The sequence below is a fragment of the Wenjunlia tyrosinilytica genome, assembly GCF_014646055.1.
GTDB classification, from domain to species: Bacteria; Actinomycetota; Actinomycetes; order Streptomycetales; family Streptomycetaceae; genus Wenjunlia; species Wenjunlia tyrosinilytica.
The window spans coordinates 47465-64648 of sequence record NZ_BMMS01000005.1 but is presented as its reverse complement, the minus strand read 5'-3'; the positions used below and the strand labels follow the sequence as shown (position 1 = coordinate 64648).

Annotated in this window: 13 protein-coding genes and 1 pseudogene; 8 read left to right on the top strand and 6 right to left on the bottom strand. The window is 72.9% G+C overall.

The window, feature by feature from the left end; translation table 11 throughout:
* Window positions 1-10 precede the first annotated feature (10 nt).
* From IEY86_RS07160 to IEY86_RS07145, 4 genes are all read right to left on the bottom strand, one after another.
* Window positions 11-985, bottom strand: coding sequence for a cytochrome c oxidase assembly protein (locus tag IEY86_RS07160; RefSeq protein ID WP_189130685.1), 975 nt, complete (start codon window positions 983-985; stop codon window positions 11-13).
* A gap of 185 nt (window positions 986-1170) precedes the next feature.
* On the bottom strand, window positions 1171-2196 hold the full coding sequence (locus IEY86_RS07155) for a 6-phosphofructokinase (protein WP_189130684.1): 1026 nt from the start codon (window positions 2194-2196) through the stop codon (window positions 1171-1173).
* A gap of 138 nt (window positions 2197-2334) precedes the next feature.
* Entirely contained in the window at window positions 2335-3063 is a 729-nt protein-coding gene (locus tag IEY86_RS07150; RefSeq protein ID WP_189130683.1) for a type 1 glutamine amidotransferase, read from the bottom strand.
* A gap of 20 nt (window positions 3064-3083) precedes the next feature.
* On the bottom strand, window positions 3084-4337 hold the full coding sequence (locus tag IEY86_RS07145; protein ID WP_189130682.1) for a Mur ligase family protein: 1254 nt from the start codon (window positions 4335-4337) through the stop codon (window positions 3084-3086).
* Window positions 4338-4583: 246 nt separating this feature from the next.
* On the opposite strand from IEY86_RS07145, the gene def reads away from it, so the two are divergent.
* Complete coding sequence (gene def, locus IEY86_RS07140) at window positions 4584-5126, top strand: peptide deformylase (RefSeq protein WP_189130681.1); 543 nt, start codon at window positions 4584-4586, stop codon at window positions 5124-5126.
* 252 nt (window positions 5127-5378) lie between these two features.
* Here def and IEY86_RS07135 read toward each other — a convergent pair whose 3' ends face one another.
* Entirely contained in the window at window positions 5379-6032 is a 654-nt protein-coding gene (locus IEY86_RS07135) for a TetR/AcrR family transcriptional regulator (RefSeq protein ID WP_189130680.1), read from the bottom strand.
* A 171-nt stretch (window positions 6033-6203) separates the two neighbouring features.
* Here IEY86_RS07135 and IEY86_RS07130 point away from each other — a divergent pair, with 171 nt between their 5' ends.
* The 4 genes from IEY86_RS07130 (at window position 6204) to fahA (ending at window position 10366) form a co-directional block, all read left to right on the top strand.
* Window positions 6204-7427, top strand: coding sequence for an acyl-CoA dehydrogenase family protein (locus tag IEY86_RS07130; RefSeq protein WP_189130679.1), 1224 nt, complete (start codon window positions 6204-6206; stop codon window positions 7425-7427).
* A 670-nt stretch (window positions 7428-8097) separates the two neighbouring features.
* On the top strand, window positions 8098-8229 hold the full coding sequence (locus IEY86_RS37520; protein ID WP_265803914.1) for a hypothetical protein: 132 nt from the start codon (window positions 8098-8100) through the stop codon (window positions 8227-8229).
* Between the two features lie 86 nt (window positions 8230-8315).
* Entirely contained in the window at window positions 8316-8891 is a 576-nt protein-coding gene (locus IEY86_RS07125) for a winged helix-turn-helix domain-containing protein (protein ID WP_189130678.1), read from the top strand.
* Between the two features lie 248 nt (window positions 8892-9139).
* Complete coding sequence (gene fahA, locus IEY86_RS07120; protein WP_189130677.1) at window positions 9140-10366, top strand: fumarylacetoacetase; 1227 nt, start codon at window positions 9140-9142, stop codon at window positions 10364-10366.
* Here the strand turns inward: fahA and IEY86_RS07115 are convergent.
* Window positions 10335-10956: pseudogene (locus tag IEY86_RS07115) on the bottom strand (isocitrate lyase/phosphoenolpyruvate mutase family protein). The gene fahA and the pseudogene IEY86_RS07115 overlap by 32 nt on opposite strands.
* 145 nt (window positions 10957-11101) lie before the next feature.
* Between IEY86_RS07115 and IEY86_RS07110 the strand changes: the two are divergent.
* The 3 genes from IEY86_RS07110 (at window position 11102) to IEY86_RS07100 (ending at window position 17168) form a co-directional block, all read left to right on the top strand.
* Window positions 11102-12766, top strand: a complete 1665-nt coding sequence (locus IEY86_RS07110) for an AlkA N-terminal domain-containing protein (protein ID WP_189130676.1) — start codon at window positions 11102-11104, stop codon at window positions 12764-12766.
* Between the two features lie 242 nt (window positions 12767-13008).
* Entirely contained in the window at window positions 13009-14169 is a 1161-nt protein-coding gene (locus IEY86_RS07105) for an exonuclease SbcCD subunit D (protein WP_189130675.1), read from the top strand.
* A complete protein-coding gene (locus IEY86_RS07100) occupies window positions 14169-17168 on the top strand; it encodes an AAA family ATPase (protein WP_189130674.1) in 3000 nt (999 codons plus the stop codon). The genes IEY86_RS07105 and IEY86_RS07100 overlap by 1 nt, the downstream gene beginning before the upstream one ends.
* The last annotated feature ends 16 nt before the right edge of the window (window positions 17169-17184 follow it).

Below are 17184 nucleotides of genomic sequence, written 5' to 3'. Positions count from 1 at the left end.
TCTGGGACGGTCAGCCCGACCGGGCCTCGCCGACCCCGCGGGAGCGCGCGTCGAGCGAGGCGAGATACGCGTTGTAGGCGGCCAGCTCCGCGTCGCCGTCGCGGTCGGCGGCACGGTCGGAGTGCCGGGCCTGCCGGTCCTCGCTCTGCCGCCACTGGAAGACCAGGGCGATCAGGACCAGCACCGAGGGGATCTCGCTGAAGGCCCAGGCGATGCCGCCCCCGGCGTGCATGTCCGCGAGCGGGTCGAGGTGGAGCGAGGCCGGGGGGTGCGCGAAGGTCTTCACCAGCACCTCGCTCGACATCATGACCGCGATGCCGAAGAACGCGTGGAACGGCATCCCCATGAACAGTTCGAGGATCCGCAGGAGATGGCCGGGCCGGTGCGGCCCCGGGTCCACGCCCATGATCGGCCAGAAGAAGATCAGTCCGACGGCGAGGAAGTGCGCCATCATCCCGATGTGCCCGGCCCTGCTGCCCATCAGCCAGTCGAACGTGGGGGTGAAGTACAGCGCGTACAGGCTCGCGATGAACATCGGGATCGTGAACGCCGGATGCGTGATCACCCGCAGGTAGCGGCTGTGCAGCAGTGCGACGAGCAGTTCCCTGGGGCCCCTGCGGCCCCGCCCGGCGGCGGGCAGCGCCCGCAGCGCCAGCGTCACCGGCGCGCCGAGCAGGAGGAGGATGGGGGACACCATGCTGATGATCATGTGCTGCACCATGTGCACACTGAACATGACCATGCCGTAGTCATTGAGCGCGGTGCACATCGCCAGGCCGATGGTGGCGACACCGAGCGCGAAGGCGACCGTGCGGCCCGCGGACCAGCCGTCGCCGCGCCGGCGCAGCCGCCATACGCCCCATCCGTACAGGACCAGGGCGGCCAGGCAGCCGACGAGGAACACCGGCTCGCCGGTGAAGGCGAGGCCCCGGCCGAGGGTGAACGGCTCCATCGGCATGTCCGACCCATGCCCGCCGTGGTGCATGCCGCCTGTCTCCTCAGCCTCGAAGGTCGTGAAGCACGGGTTGGGGGAGGTTCGCCCCATTCCTGTGCCGCCACCACAGTAGTGGCGTCCCGGCGGCCGCTCGCACCGGGCCCGCCCCGACAACCGAGGGGCCCGCGGCCGGATCACCGGCGGCGGGCCCCTCGGGAGGAACGGTCAGACCTGCGTCACAGCACGCATTCGGCCTCGACGTAGCGCTCGGCCGGCACCGTCTTCAGGTGCTCGACCGCCTCAGCCAGGGGCACCAGGCGGATGTCGGTGCCGCGCAGGGCGGTCATCATGCCGAAGTGCCCCTGGTGCGCGGCCTCGACGGCGTGCCATCCGAAGCGGGTGGCCAGGACGCGGTCGTACGCGGTGGGGGTGCCGCCGCGCTGCACATGGCCGAGGATGACCGGGCGGGCCTCCTTGCCGAGCCGCTCCTCGAGCTCGATCGAGAGCTGGCGGGCCACCCCGGCGAAACGCTCGTGGCCGTAGACGTCCTTGCCGCCCTCGTCGAACTCCATCGAGCCCTCACGGGGCTTGGCGCCCTCGGCGACGACCACGATCGCGAACTTCTTGCCCGCCGCGAAGCGCTTGCCGACCAGGTCGGTCAACTCGTCTATGTCGAAAGGGCGCTCGGGCACGACGATGGCGTGCGCGCCCGCCGCCATACCGGAGTGCAGCGCGATCCACCCGGTATGGCGCCCCATGACCTCGACGATCAGCACCCGCTGGTGCGACTCGGCGGTGGTCTTGAGGCGGTCCAGCGCCTCGGTCGCCACACCCACGGCCGTGTCGAAGCCGAAGGTCACATCGGTCGAGGTGATGTCGTTGTCGATGGTCTTGGGCACGCCGACGATCGGCAGCCCGGAGTCGGACAGCAGACGGGCCGCCTTGAGCGTGCCCTCGCCGCCGATCGGGATGATCGCGTCGAGCCCGAGGTCCGCCACGTGCTCCTTGGCCCTGGCCACCCCGTCGCGCAGATGCTCGGGGCGCACACGGGAGGAGCCCAGGATCGTTCCGCCGCGCGCCAGGATGCCATTGACCGCATCGAGGTCGAGAGCGCGGTAGTCGCACTCGAGCAGGCCCTTCCAGCCGTCGTGGAAGCCGATGATCTCGTCGCCGTGGTCCACCACGCCGCGGTGCACCACAGAACGGATGACGGCGTTCAGGCCAGGGCAGTCGCCGCCGCTGGTCAGCACACCAATTCGCATGACTGTTACTACTCCCGAACTCAACCGGTTGACGGGCCGGACCCCGTCGTCCGGATGGCTCATCGCAACCTTACAAGGGCCGGGGCACCGCTCGAGCCTCCCGAGGCACGTTGTAGACCCGGCCCCTCGACAGCGGCTCTACGCCGGCTGGGTCGCGGCTGCGATCCGCTCCTGGCGCAGCGCTTCGTACCAGGTGTCCTCGACCGGCGGGAGCGCGTTGACGTCGAGGGCGAGCTTGATCAGCAGATCCGCGATGAGCGGGTTGCGGGCCATCACCGGGCCGTGCATGTAGGTGCCGAACACGGTCTCGCTGTACGCGCCCTCGGTGCCGTCGCCCGTGCCGTTGCCGTTGCCGAACCGCACCCGCGCGAACGGCTTGGCGCCCGGGCCGAGCCGGGTGATGCCCTGGTGGTTCTCGAAACCGGTCAGCGGCGGCAGCCCGAGACGGGGGTCGATGTCCGCCAGCACGTCGCCGACGCACCGCTCGCCCGTGCCGCGCTCGCTGACCACGTCGAGCAGGCCGAGGCCCGGCTCGCGGCGGCCGAGGTCGTTGATGAACTCGTGCCCGAGGATCTGGTAGCCCGCGCACACCGAGAAGATGATGGCGCCGTTCTCGGCGGCCCGGGTCAGCCCGCCGTCACGGCGCAGCCGCTCGGCCGCGAGCCGCTGCGGACGGTCCTCGCCGCCTCCGATGAGGTAGATGTCGCCCGAGGTCGGCACCGGCTGGTCGGAGCGCACGTCCACGCGCGCCACGTTCAGCCCGCGCTGGCGGGCGCGGCGCTCCACCACCAGGGCGTTCCCCTGGTCGCCGTAGGTGGACAGCAGGTCGGGGTAGACCCACACCAGGCGCAGGACGGACTCGCTCACGTGTCTGCTCACTCCCTGTCTCAGCCGCCGACCTGGCGGCGCAACTGCTGGAACGCCGTGTAGTTCGCGATGCACTCGATCCGGCCCGCGGGCGCGGCGCGCACCGCCTCGTCCACGTTCTCGCACACGCGGAAGGTCAGCCCGGCGACCTCCAGGCGCACGGCCAGGTCCAGCTTGCGCTGGCCGATCACGAAGATCGGGTGCCCGGCCAGGCGGGTGTAGTCGACGTCCCACAGCCAGGAGGTGTCGGTGCCGTCGGCGCCGAGGGCGTTGACGGACAGCAGCACCGGGGCCGGCGGCTGATCGATCAGGGAGAACGTCTCCAGCCATCCGGCGGGGTTCTTGGCCAGCAGCAGCCGCAGCTCGCGCCCGAGGTAGGTGACGACGTCGTAGCGGCCCGCGACGGCGGTCACCGACTGCATCCGGTCCAGGGCGACCTTCGGCGCGACACCGAAGACGGCCGCGACGGCCGCCGAGGTGGTGGCGTTGGCCTTGTTGGCGCGGCCCGGGAGCTGGAGGGTGATCGGCCAGGCGGTGCCATGGGGGTCGATCACGTAGTCACCCGAGAGGGCCCAGGTGGTGGGCGGACGGCGGAAGCCGCACTCGGGGCAGCCCCAGTCGTCGCCGGGGCGCTGCATCACACCGCCGCAGGACGGGCACGACCAGGCGTCGTCCTTCCACTCCTGGCCGGCGCCCACCCAGAGCACATTCGGGCAGGAGGAGGCCGCCCAGGCCACCAGCGGGTCGTCGGCGTTGGCGATGATCACCGCGTCGGTGCCGGACAGGCCCTCGCGCCACTTCTCGGCCAGCATCCGCGTCTCGGCGGCGCGGTCGAGCTGGTCGCGGGAGAGGTTCAGCAGGGCGATCGCCTTGGGCCGCACATCCCGGGCGACGGTGGCCAGGTACTTCTCGTCGACCTCTATCACGCCGTACTTGGCGTCCGAGCCCCCGGCCAGCGCGGAGGTGATACCGGCGGGCATGTTCGCGCCGAGGGCGTTGGAGACCACCGGCCCGTTCGCGCGCAGGGCCTCGGCGATCAGCCGGGTGGTGGTGGTCTTGCCGTTGGTGGCCGACACCAGCACCACGTCGAGATGTGTCGCCAGGCGCGCCAGCAGGTCCGGGTCGAGCTTGAGCGCGACCTTTCCGCCGATCACCGAGCCGCTGCCGCGGCCCGCTGTCCGCGACACCGCCGCCGCCATCTTCCCGGCGGTCACCGCCAGCTTCGCACGCGGCGACAACGGCTCCGAGCCGCGCTGCGGCGAGGCATCCTGCATCGTGTGTGCTCCTCCTCGAATCCCGGCCCGGCCGCCGGTGACGCGCCAACCCCTGGAGGCCCCCACCGGCAAGTGCTGCCGCGACACGGCGGCAGCACGTCTCGGCGGGGGCTTCGCGCCTCAGCCTAGCGACTCCCGGCTCCGGCACCGACCCCGGCGCTGCACGCGCCGCCCCTTCGGCCGTGCCGAATCGCCGCTCCTCGGCTCCGCGCGGACGCCGCGGACCCAGCCTCTACGCTGTCCGCCATGGCACGCGGCACCATCCCCGGCTCGACCGGTTCCGTCCATCCGCTGAGACTCCTCGGCGACTCCGTGCTGCGCGGCCGCAGCGAGCACGTCACGGAGTTCGACGAGAGCCTGGAGGCGCTCGTCGAGTCGATGTTCGCCTCCATGTACGCGGCCGACGGCGTCGGGCTCGCCGCCAATCAGGTCGGTGTGGCCAAGCGCGTCTTCGTCTACGACTGCCCCGACGACGAGGACCGCCGCCATCTCGGGCACATCGTCAATCCGCGGCTGGTGGAGACCGCCGGTGTCATGGTCACGGGCGAGGAGGGGTGCCTATCGGTACCGGGGGTGCGCGCCCGCACCCCTCGGTACGACATCGCGGTGGTGGAGGGCTTCGACAGCCGCGGCGAGCCGGTGCGGGTGACCGGCACCGGTTTCTTCGCCCGCTGCCTCCAGCACGAGTGCGGCCACCTCGAAGGCGGCCTCTTCCTGGACCACCTCTCCGGGCTGACGCGGATCAGGGCCGAACGGGCGGTCCGCCGCGCGCCTTGGTACACGGCCTGACATCGGGTCTACGCATTTGGCGGCATTGCGGACCGGCGGCGCACGGACCGGCGGCGCACGGATCGGCGGCGCACGGATCGGCGGCACTGCGGAGCGGCACACGGGCCGGCGGCATCCGGGCCGGCGGGTTTACGGATCGGCGGGTTTACGGATCGGCCTCATCACGGATCGGCGCCGGCGCGCGGCCTGACGGGCCGATACGCCGCCCGGTCGCCCGCAGACCGTGCGCCCGGCGGCGGTTCGGGCGGATTCTCAGGCGGATTCCGCCCGGTCCCGCCGCCGGTCCGGAGTCACGGTCAGCCGCCCCCAGAGCAGGTCCGTCAGCTCCTCGACCAGCTCCGCGCGCGAGCAGTGCTCCTCGGCGAGCCACCAGTCGCCCGCCGCGTACATCATGCCGACGACCCCGTGCCCCCAGGCCCGCGCCGTCCGCTCGCCGCCCGGGCCGAGGTCGATGCGCTCGGCCATCACGTGGGCGAGCTCCTCGCCGAGCCTGCGCAGCATGGGTACGGCATGGCGGCTGGTCTCGAACGAGCGGTCGCCCTCGGCGGGCTCGTCGCTCGGGTGCATGAGGAACCGGTACACCTGAGGGCTGGCCTCGATCGTGGACAGATAGGCGTCCAGGCCCGCCGCCACGCGGTCGCGGCGCGTCCCCGGCCGGTCGAGCGCGGCCCGCAGGGTGTCCAGGAGAGCGTCGGTGTGCCGCTGGGCCAGCGCCTGGTACAGCCCGCCCTTGTCGCCGAAGTGCCGGTACAGGATCGGCTTGGTGATCCCGGCCTCCTTGGCGATCGCGTTCATCGACGCCTCCGGGCCGTCCCGCAGGACGACGCGGTTCGCCGCGTCCAGCAGTTCCTCGCGCCGCCGCCGCGCCGCCAACTGCTGGTCCTCTCTGCGGCTACTGGTGTCCACCGAGCCTCCTCTGGGACCGTGCCGGTAGCCCACGAACGTAACACCACGGCCGGGGTACGAGTGCCGGACCGCTCAAGTGTTGACAGGGATTACCAGTCGGTAACAGACTTGGGTTACCGCAAGTAACCTTGGTGGGGCGCTTGCCGCCGATTGCCGTTTTCCGGAGGGGACATGGGCGACTTCTCGCTCGAGCTCAACGACGACCAGATCCAGCTCCGCGACTGGATCCACGGTTTCGCCGCCGACGTGATCCGTCCGGCCGCCGCCGAGTGGGACGAGCGCGAGGAGACCCCCTGGCCCGTGCTCCAGGAGGCGGCCAAGATCGGCCTGTACTCCATGGACTTCTACGCGCAGGCGTTCTTCGACCCCACCGGACTGAGCGTCCCGGTCGCGATGGAGGAGCTGTTCTGGGGAGACGCCGGGATCGCCCTGTCGATCGTCGGCACCACCCTCGCCGCCGTCGGCGTCCTCGCCAACGGCACCGAGGACCAGATCGGCGAGTGGGTACCGCGGATGTTCGGCACCGTGGACGACATCAAGGTCGCCGCCTTCTGCTCCTCCGAGCCCGACGCGGGCTCCGACGTCTCGGCCATGCGCACCCGGGCCCGCTACGACGAGGCCACCGGCGAGTGGGTGATCAACGGCACCAAGACATGGGCCACCAACGGCGGCATCGCCGACGTCCACGTCGTCGTGGCGGCCGTCGATCCGGCGCTCGGCGCCCGCGGGCAGGCGTCCTTCATCATCCCCCCCGGCACCTCCGGACTGTCGCAGGGGCAGAAGTTCAAGAAGCACGGCATCCGTGCCTCGCACACCGCCGAGGTCGTCCTCGAGGACGTCAGGGTCCCCGGCCGCTGCCTGCTCGGCGGCAAGGAGAGGCTCGACGAGCGCCTCGCCCGGGCCAGGGAGGGATCGTCGGCGGGGGAGCGCGGCAAGAACGCCGCCATGGCCACGTTCGAGGCCTCGCGGCCCGCCGTCGGCGCCCAGGCGGTCGGCATCGCCCGAGCCGCCTACGAGGTGGCCCTCGAATACACCAAGACACGGGTGCAGTTCGGCCGGCCCATCATCGACAACCAGGGCGTCGCCTTCACCCTGGCCGACATGCGCACCCGTATCGACGCCGCGCGCCTGCTGGTGTGGCGCGCCTCCTGGATGGCCACCACCGGCAAGCCGTTCGACGCGGCCGAGGGCTCGATGTCCAAGCTGTACGCGGGCGAGACCGCCAAGTGGGTGACCGCCAACGCGATCCAGCTCCTCGGCGGCAACGGCTTCACCCGCGAGTACCCGGTCGAGCGCATGCACCGCGACGCCGCGGTGTACACGATCTTCGAGGGCACTTCCGAGATCCAGCGCCTGGTCATCGCCCGCACCATCTCCGGGATGCCCATCCGGTAGAGGTGCCCATGAGCGCGGTGGGCGGCAGGCCCCGGTGGCCCAGGGCCCGCCGCCCACCGCTTCCGCCGGTTCCTCGACCGGGGTGTCCGGGGAGGCCGGGAAGCCGACGCGACGCGCTCAGCCACGCCGTGATCGCCAGGACAGGACGGCCGCCGCGCACACGACCCGCCCCGAAATGGCGAAGGAGGGCATTCCCGGGGCCGAAACGGGTAGGCGAAGCCACTCCACACGCTGGAAACGGCGAATGGCGGCGATGCGACGCCGCCAAGCGACAAGGAGGCAGCCATGACCGTTCCTCCGGTCCCGCCGGGCCCGCGGCCGGCACCCGGTCCCGTGCATCCCGACCCCATCCCCGACCCCGGGCCCACACCCGACCCGGTGCCGCCGGAACCCGGCCCCGACCCCGTACCGCCGTCGCCGGTACCGCCGGGCCCCGACCCGGAGCCCGCGCCTCAGATGCGACCGTCGTAACCGCGCAGTGAGCGCGGATCCGACCGCGGATCCGAGCGCCGCGTGAAAGCCCCCCCGTCCCGCCCCGTACGGCGGACCCCGTACGGCGGACCCCGTGCGGCGGACCCCGTGCCACGCACGGAGCGCGGGCCGGGGGCCGCACGTTCACCGAAGGCGTCCCCATGGTCACACCGCGCCCGCCATCTGGTTGAATGGCCTCATGGCCAGCTTCACGAACTCCGCGGTGGGTCGCCTCGACCTCGAGCCGTTCTGGCCGTCCCGGAGGGCCTACCACTCCGGCCTCGCCTGCTGTCGCCGCGCGATCACCGCGCGGGCCCGCTCCCACCGCTGACCGGACGCCTCCTGGGCCCCCGGTCACCGGCACAGGCCCCGCGCAAGACGACGACCCACGTCCACTTCGCGCGAAAGAGCCGACACATGACCACGAACACCCTTCCCACCCCGCACGCCCTCACCGCGCCCCGCCAGCATCTGCGAGCAGTGCGCCCGGACGAGGCGCCCCCGGCGCTCCTGCACTCGCTGCCTCCGGGCGCCACCTGGCTGCCCGCACCCGGGCACCACATCCCCGCGGGGCCCGACCAGCCGCCGATGGTCGGCTACATCGTCCTCGTCCCCGCCGACCAGGCGCCGACGGAGCACCTCCTCGACGTCATCGACCCCGCCGGGACCCCGGCCGCCGCCACAGCCGCGGCCGCCGTGCCCGAGCGGGGCATCCACATCGACACCGACCGCCGTACCGCCCACGTCGAGGGAAGGCCCGTCGAGCTCACGTACCTCGAGTTCGAACTGCTCGCCCACCTGGTGGCCCACCCCCACCGCGTCCACTCCCGGGACCAGCTCGTCACCACGGTCTGGGGATACGGGCACATCGGGGACGGCCGCACCGTCGACGTCCACATCGCACGGCTGCGGCGCAAGCTCGGCGCCGCCCACCGCGGCAGCATCGTCACGGTACGCCGGGTCGGCTACAAGTACGCCCCGGCCGAGGGCTGAGCGTTCGAGCCGGGCGTCCGATTCCGACAGGCGCGAGCGACACCGGGCCCGGGACGAGCCAGTCCCGGGCCCAGCCCTTACGCTGTCGGCGGTCACATCGGGAACGTGGTGCTGTGGGCTGTCGTGCCCGCGGTCACATCGGCCGCGTGGTGCTGTGGGCTGTTGTGCCGCGGTCACGTCGGGCGTACGGCGCCGTGCTTCCGCCGTGGCCTGGCCACCAGCCCTGACCCGGAGACGAGGCGCCGTCCATGCCCACCGCCTGGCTCGAACTGCCCGAGGACACCCCTTTCGGGCTGAACAATCTGCCCTACGGCGTCTACACCACGCCGCAGGACCCCGAGACCGCGTGCGTCGGTGTACGCGTGGGTGACCACATCCTCGACACCGCCGCCTGCGCCCAGGCCCTCGGCGATCCCAACGCCGACATCCTCGACCATCCCACCCTCAACCCGTTCCTCGCGGCCGGGCGGCCCACCTGGCAGGCCGTGCGCCGGTCCGTCACCACCTGGCTCACCGACACCGCACTGCGCCCGGCCGTCGAACCCCATCTGGTCCCGGTCGAGGACGCCACCATGCACCTGCCGTTCGAGGTCGCCGACTACGTCGACTTCTACTCGAGCGAGCACCACGCCACCAACGTCGGCAAGATGTTCCGGCCCGACGCGGAAGCGCTCACGCCGAACTGGAAGCACATGCCCATCGGCTACCACGGCCGGGCCGGGACCGTGGTCGTCTCGGGCACTCCCGTGATCCGTCCGGCCGGGCAGCGCATGGACGGTGACGACCCGTCACCGGTGTTCGGGCCCTCCCGCCGCCTCGACATCGAGGCAGAGGTCGGCTTCGTCGTCGGCACACCCACCCGTACGGGGGAGCGGGTGCCGCTGCCGGCGCTGGCCGACCACGTCTTCGGGGTCTGCCTGCTCAACGACTGGTCGGCGCGCGACATTCAGGCGTGGGAGTACCGGCCTCTGGGCCCGTTCCTCGGCAAGTCCTTCGCGACGTCGGTGTCGCCGTGGATCGTGCCGCTGGACGCGCTGGCGACGGCCCGGGTGAGCCCGCCGCCGCGCGATCCGGCGCTCCTGCCGTACCTGGACGACAGCAAGGAGGAGCCCTGGGGCCTGGACATCCGGCTGACCGTCGGCCTCAACGGTTACACCGTCTCCGAGCCGCCCTTTTCCGGCATGTACTACACCGCGGCCCAGCAACTCGCCCATATGACCGTCAACGGGGCGAGCCTGCGCACCGGTGACCTGTTCGCCTCCGGCACGGTGAGCGGCCCGGAGCGGGAACAGCGGGGGTGCTTCCTGGAGCTGACCTGGGCCGGCCGCGAGCCGGTGGCCCTGCCCGACGGGAACCAGCGCACGTTCCTCGAAGACGGTGACGAGGTCGCCATCAGCGCGTGGGCCCCGGGCCCCGACGGCGGCCGGATCGGCTTCGGCGAGGTCACCGGCCGGGTCCTTCCCGCCACGCTCTAGCCCCGCGTCGAGCGCCGGTCGGGGAGCGCCGGTCCGTGAGCGCCGGTCCGGGAGCGTGGTCCCGGACCACCGTCTCGTCCAAACGGTGGTCCGGGTCGCCCGCACCCCCCAGAAAGGCGTCCACCCGGGCGTTGACGAACAGCGGTACACCCACCGCCTCGGCCGCCGCTCGAGCGGCGGTGATCCGCGCCGACTGCCCCTCGACCGGGCGCAGCGGGCAGGGGCCGCCGTGGGCGGCCTCCTCGATGTCGATCCCGACAGCCCCAGCGGCGAGCGCACCCCGGACGGTCTCGGCGACCCCATCGGCGGTGTAGGCGCAGCCGCCCTCGATGTCCGCGGTGACCGGGACGTCCGCCGACGCCGAGGCGTTCGCCGTCGGCGGCGCCGAGGCTCCAGGCGGCGCCCCCGCTCGTGGTGGCCACGGCGGCGGCGCCCGCGGCCTCGGTCAGCCGGGCCCCGGCGACGTCCCAGGCATCGGCCAGGACCAGCGGTCGGCCACGGATGTGCAGCGAGCGGAAGAGACGGGCCCTGCCGAGGAGGCGGGACTTCCACGCGGTGATCGTTTCTTCTGACGTGGCAGGGGTCGTCATGGCAGGAGTCCACCACCTCGCGGCCGGCGGGTCCGGCAGGCCGGCAGGCCGGCAGGAAAACGACACCACCGTCGTGCCGCGCGGGCGCACGTTCATGTCGGATTTCCGCTGGACCGGGCCCGGGACCGGAGCGGATGCTGTCGGGGTGCACACCGACTTCGATCGCTGCGTGCGGGCCGTGCAGTCCAAGGACGCCCGATTCGACGGGTGGTTCTTCACCGCCGTGCTGACCACACGCGTCTACTGCCGCCCCAGTTGCCCCGCAGCGCCGCCCGAACCGCGGAACATGACGTTCTACCCGAGCGCCGCCGCCGCGGAGCAGGCGGGCTTCCGGGCGTGCAAGCGATGCCGCCCCGACGCCGTACCCGGCTCTCCGCAGTGGAACGCCCGCGCCGACCTCGTCGCCCGTGCCATGCGCCTGATCGCCGACGGCGTGGTGGACCGTGAGGGCGTGCCCGGGCTCGCCGCACAACTCGGCTGCAGCCCCCGTCAGATCGAACGCCGGCTCCTGGCCGAGCTGGGTGCCGGGCCCCTCGCGCTCGCCCGTGCCCAGCGGGCAAGGACCGCTCGTGTGCTGATCGAGACGAGCACCCTGCCGATGGGCGATGTGGCGTTCGCCTCCGGCTTCTCCAGCATCCGCACATTCAACGAGACCGTGCGCGAGGTCTTCGCGCTGTCCCCGACCGAACTGCGCGCCCGAGTCGCCCGCGGCAGGCCGAGCACGGCCCCCGCGACCACCGCCGCGCCCGCCACCGCCCCACACGGAGCCCTCTCGCTGCGGCTGCCGTTCCGGCAACCCCTGTGCCCCGGCAGTCTCTTCGGCCACCTCGCGGCCACCGGGGTTCCCGGCGTCGAGGAGTGGCGTGACGGCGCCTACCGCCGCACGCTGCGCCTACCGCACGGACATGGCACCGCCACCGTGCGGCCGATGGCCGATCACATCGCCTGCCGGCTCGCCCTGACCGACCACCGCGATCTGTCCATCGCCATCAGCCGGTGCCGCTGGATGCTCGACCTCGACGCCGACCCCCAAGCCGTGGACGAGCAGCTGAGCCTGGACCCGTCGCTGACGCCGCACGTCGCCGCGAGCCCCGGGCGGCGGGTGCCGAGGACCGTGGACGGAGCCGAGTTCGCCGTCCGCGCCGTGCTCGGCCAGCAGGTCTCCACCGCCGCCGCCCGTACCCTCGCCGCCCGGCTGGTGGCGGCCCATGGCGAGCCGGTCACCGACCCGGACGGCGGCCTCACCCATCTGTTCCCCACACCCGAGGCGCTCGCCGGACTGGCCCCGCAGGCACTTGCCATGCCCAGGACGCGGCGTACCACCTTGACCACGCTCGTCGCCGCGCTCGCCGACGGCGGCCTGGACCTCGGGGTCGGCGGAGACTGGCAGCGTGCCCGCGCCGCACTCGACGGCCTACCGGGCATGGGGCCATGGACCGCCGAGATCATCGCGATGCGGGCCCTGGGCGATCCGGACGCCTTCATTCCCACCGATCTCGGAGTGCGTCTGGCCGCCCGGGGCCTCGGCCTGCCGAGCACCCCCGCGGCACTCACCAGCCACGCCGCCGCCTGGCGGCCCTGGCGCGCCTACGCGGTGCAGTACCTGTGGGCCACCGGCGACCACGCCATCAACCGGCTTCCCACCGAAGGCCTTCCCGCCGAGAGCCTTCCCGCCGAAACCCTTCCCACCGAGAGCCTTCCCGCCCGGAGTCTTCGCCCAGTAAGAGTTCGCGCAGAGAGCCGTCGCACAGCGAGCGTTCGCCCGGAGAGCCCTTCCGCCGGGAGCCCTTCCGCCGAGAACGTGGTGTGACCCTTCTTTCAGGTGACTCTCCTTCCAGGTGACTCTTCTTTCACGTGACCGGTCTTTCAGGTGACCGGACGCCTTTGCATGGACTCCACCCCACCGCCCGGCGCCCCCCGACAGCCAAGAACCTCCCAACTCCCCTGCGGCGTAGGCCATCCCGGCACGCGACACCTCTCGACCACTGCTTCGAAGGGCATGTCGGGGGTTTGCGCACGAGGTGTCCGTGGCTGCCGTTAAGGTCGGGGATCATGCGTCTCCTGCACACCTCCGACTGGCATCTCGGACGTACATTCCACGGGATGAGCCTGCGCGCCGAGCAGAGTGCCTTCCTCGACCACCTCGTCGCGGTGGCCCGGGCGGAGGACGTGGACACGGTGCTCGTGGCGGGAGACGTCTACGACCGGGCGCTGCCCTCGCTGGAGGCCGTCGCCCTCTTCGACGAGGTACTGCACCGGCTCGCCGAGATCGATGTCGAGGCGGTACTGATCTCGGGGAACCACGACTCCGCCCCTCGACTCGGCGTCGGCGCGGGACTGATCGGCCGCGCCGGAATCCATCTGCGCACCGATCCCGCCGCCGCGAGTGCGCCGGTGCTGCTCGCCGACGAATTCGGGGACATCGCCTTCTACGGCCTCCCCTATCTCGAACCCACCCTGGTCCGCGAGGTGTTCGGGGTCGAGCGGGCCGGTCATGCCGCCGTCCTCGGCGCCGCCATGGACCGCGTCCGCGCCGACCTGGCACGACGGCCGGGGACCCGTTCCGTCGTGCTGGCCCACGCGTTCGTGGTCGGCGGCACCGGATGCGACAGCGAGCGGGACATCACCGTCGGCGGCATCCAGGACGTCCCCGCCTCCGTCTTCGACGGTGTCGACTATGTGGCGCTGGGGCATCTGCACGGAGCCCAGACCATCACCGAGCGCATCCGCTACTCCGGTTCTCCGCTGGCGTTCAGCTTCTCCGAGGCGGCCCACCGCAAGTCCATGTGGCTGATCGACCTCGACGGGGAGGGCCGCCCCGACGCCCGGCGCCTGGACTGCCCCGTCCCCCGACCGCTCGCGCGCCTGCGCGGCCGACTGGAGGAACTGCTCGACGACCCCCGGCTCGAGCGGCACGCCGACGCCTGGGTCCAGGTGACGCTCACCGATCCCGTCCGCCCCCGGGACCCCATGTCGCGGCTGCGCCGCCGCTTCCCGCGCACTCTCCAGCTCACCTTCGACCCGGAGACCGACGGCCGCTCCGGCGACTCGGTCACCTACAGCTCCAGACTGCGCGGCCGTGACGACACCCAGATCGGCCTCGACTTCATACAGCATGTGCGCGGACGCCCCGCCGAGGCCGACGAACACGAACTCCTGCGCGACGCCTTCGCCGCCGTACGGATGACCGCCGACGGCGGGAGGGCGCGCTGATGCGGCTGCACCGTCTCGAGGTCACCGCGTTCGGCCCGTTCGCCGGCACCGAGCGGATCGACTTCGACGCCCTCGCCACCGGAGGGCTCTTCCTGCTGCACGGCCCCACGGGCGCCGGGAAGACCTCCATCCTCGACGCGGTCTGCTTCGCCCTGTACGGATCGGTGCCCGGCGCCCGCCAGGGCAACCCCCTGCGCAGCGACCACGCCGCTGTCGCCGTCAGGACCGAGGTCGTCCTCGACCTCACCGTCGGCGGCCGCCGTCTGGAGATCACCCGCCGGCCCGCGTACATGCGGCCGAAGAGGACCGGCAGCGGTCTGACGCAGGAGAAGGCCGGCACGCTGCTGCGCGAGTGGAAGGCGGGGCCAGGCCCCGGCTGGTCGCCCGTCAGCGCCAACCACCAGGAGATCGGTGCGGAGATCACCCGGCTGCTGGGGATGAGCCGCGAGCAGTTCTGCCAGGTGGTGCTGCTGCCGCAGGGGGACTTCGCGAAATTCCTGCGCGGCGACGCGGGCGAGCGCGCCGCCGTGCTCGGCAGGCTCTTCGACACCAGCCGCTTCAGCGAGGTCGAGAAGTGGCTCGCGGGCCGGCGCCGGGCCAGTGAGGCCCAGGCCCGCGCCGCCGTTGACGAGGTCCTGCACACCATCCACCGTCTGCATCAGGCCGCGGGCACCGCTGACGCCGCTCCCACGGCCGACAGCTTCGCCTCCTGGCCCGAGCTGGTCGAGGACTGCCTCGTCGGCGCCGCTGTGCGCCGTGCCGACGCCAGGGAACGCCTCACACACGCGCGCATCGCCCTGGCCGAGGCCGAGACACAGCACCGTCGGGCGGCCCGAGGGCTGGAGCGGGCACAGAGCCTGGCGGACCGTCAGACCCGCCACGCCCGCGCTCAGGAGCACGCCCGCGGCCTGGAGTCCGCCACCGAGGAACTGGCGGGGCTCGCCGAAAGGCTCGAACGGGCCCGTGAGGCGGCCTCGGTGGCCCCTCTGCTGGAGCTGGCCCGGTCGGCGCGGCACGAGTACGAGCAGGCCGCGGCACGTGAGAGCGCCGCCCGCCGGGCCCTGGACGACCGTGGGCTCGCGGTGTCCGGTGCGGGTGAACTCGCCGAGGCCGAAAACCGAATCCGCCAGGAGCTGGTGCGCCTGGAGGGCGCGGCCGCCGACGAGCAGGCGTACGCCCGCGGCCGGGCGGAGCGCGAAAGGGTTCAGGCCGACGTCGACGACGCCCAGGCCCGCAGGGACGAGGCGTCCGGCTGGCTCGAGGACTGGCCCGACCGGCAGGCCGAGGCAGCGCGACGGCTGGAGGACGCCCGTGCCGCGGGCCATCGCACCACCCAACTCGCCGACCAGCTCGGCACGGTGAGGGGACAGCGGGACGCCGCCCGCGAGGCCGGCCGCCTCGACGCCGAGCTCGCCGACGCCACGGAGCGCAGGCGCGCGGCCCGGGACCGGGCCGCCGACGCCCGCGCACAGTGGCTGGACGTACGCGAGCGGCGTCTGAACGGGATGGCCGCCGAGCTGGCCGAGCACCTGGAGGACGGCATGCCGTGCGAGGTGTGCGGCTCGACCGAGCATCCCCGGCCGGCCAGTCCAGCTCCGGACCGGGTGACCAGCGACGACGAGGCAGCGGCCGAGAATGCTTTCCGGGAGCTGGAGTTGGCGCACGAGGCGGCCGGGGACACCCTGCGGCGGCTCGCTGAGCGCTCGGCCGCGGCGAAGGCGGCCAGTGGCGGCGCGTCCGCGGCCGAGCTCGAACACCTCGCGGAGCGCCTTGCCCAGGAGCACGCCACCGCGCAGGAGCAGGCCGCCTCGGCCGTCGCGGCCCGCCAGCACATGGAGTGGCTGGAGGCCGAACACGCCAAGCGCCTCGCCGTGCAGCGGGAGGCCGGTGAACTCGTGGCCGCCCGCACCGCCCGCATCGAGGATCTGGACCGTGAACGGCGTCGTCTGGCAGCCGTGTTGGAGCAGGCCCGGGGTGCGGATCCCAGCATCTCCGCCCGCACCGCGAGGCTCGGCGCTGTCGCCGACCGGTACGCCGCCGCCGCCGAGACCGCCCGGACCACGGCCGAGGCAAGGGACCGCGCCGAGCAGGCCCGGGCGCGGTCGCTGGCCGCCGCCCATGACTCCGGGTTCGACGCCCCCGCCGACGTCTCGGCCGCCCTCCTGGACGACGGCGCCCGCAGAGACCTCCAGCGGCGCCTGGACGACCACCGCGCGGCACTCGGGGCGGCGCGTGCCGCGCTCGCCGATCCCGAACTCGCCGCGGCGGCCGCGGAAGCGCGGGTCGACGCCGGGGCGGCGCAGAGCGAACTCGAGTCCGCCACGGCGCGGCTGCGCACGGCGACCGCCTCGGCCACCGCGGCCAGGACCCGTTGCGACGAGGTGGACGCGATCAGCGCCAAGCTGGCCGTCCAGGCCCGTCAGGTCGCCCCGCTCCTGGAGCGCCACGCGACCGCCCGCCGCCTTGCCGACCTCGCCTCGGGCGGCTCCGACAACGCCCTGCGGATGCGCCTGGAGTCCTATGTCCTGGCCGCCCGGCTCGAACAGGTCGCGGCAGCCGCCAGCATCCGTCTGGAGCGCATGTCCGGCGGCCGCTACACCCTCGTCCACTCCGACGAGCGGGCCTCGGGCACCAAGAGGTCGGGCCTCGGCCTCCAGGTGGTGGACGCCTGGACCGGCACCACCCGCGACACCGCGACCCTGTCCGGCGGCGAGAGCTTCTTCGCCTCCCTCGCCCTCGCGCTGGGGCTCGCCGATGTCGTCGCGCACGAGTCCGGGGGCATCCGGCTGGACACGCTCTTCATCGACGAGGGCTTCGGCAGCCTGGACCCGCACACCCTCGACAACGTCCTCGACGTCCTGGACACCCTGCGCGAACGCGACCGCACCGTCGGCATCGTCAGCCACGTTCCCGAGCTGCGCCAGCGCATCCCCACCCAGCTCAGCGTGACGCGCGGCAGACGAGGCTCCACCGCTCGGGTCACGGTGCCGACGGGGTAGTCCCGGTACCGCCGGA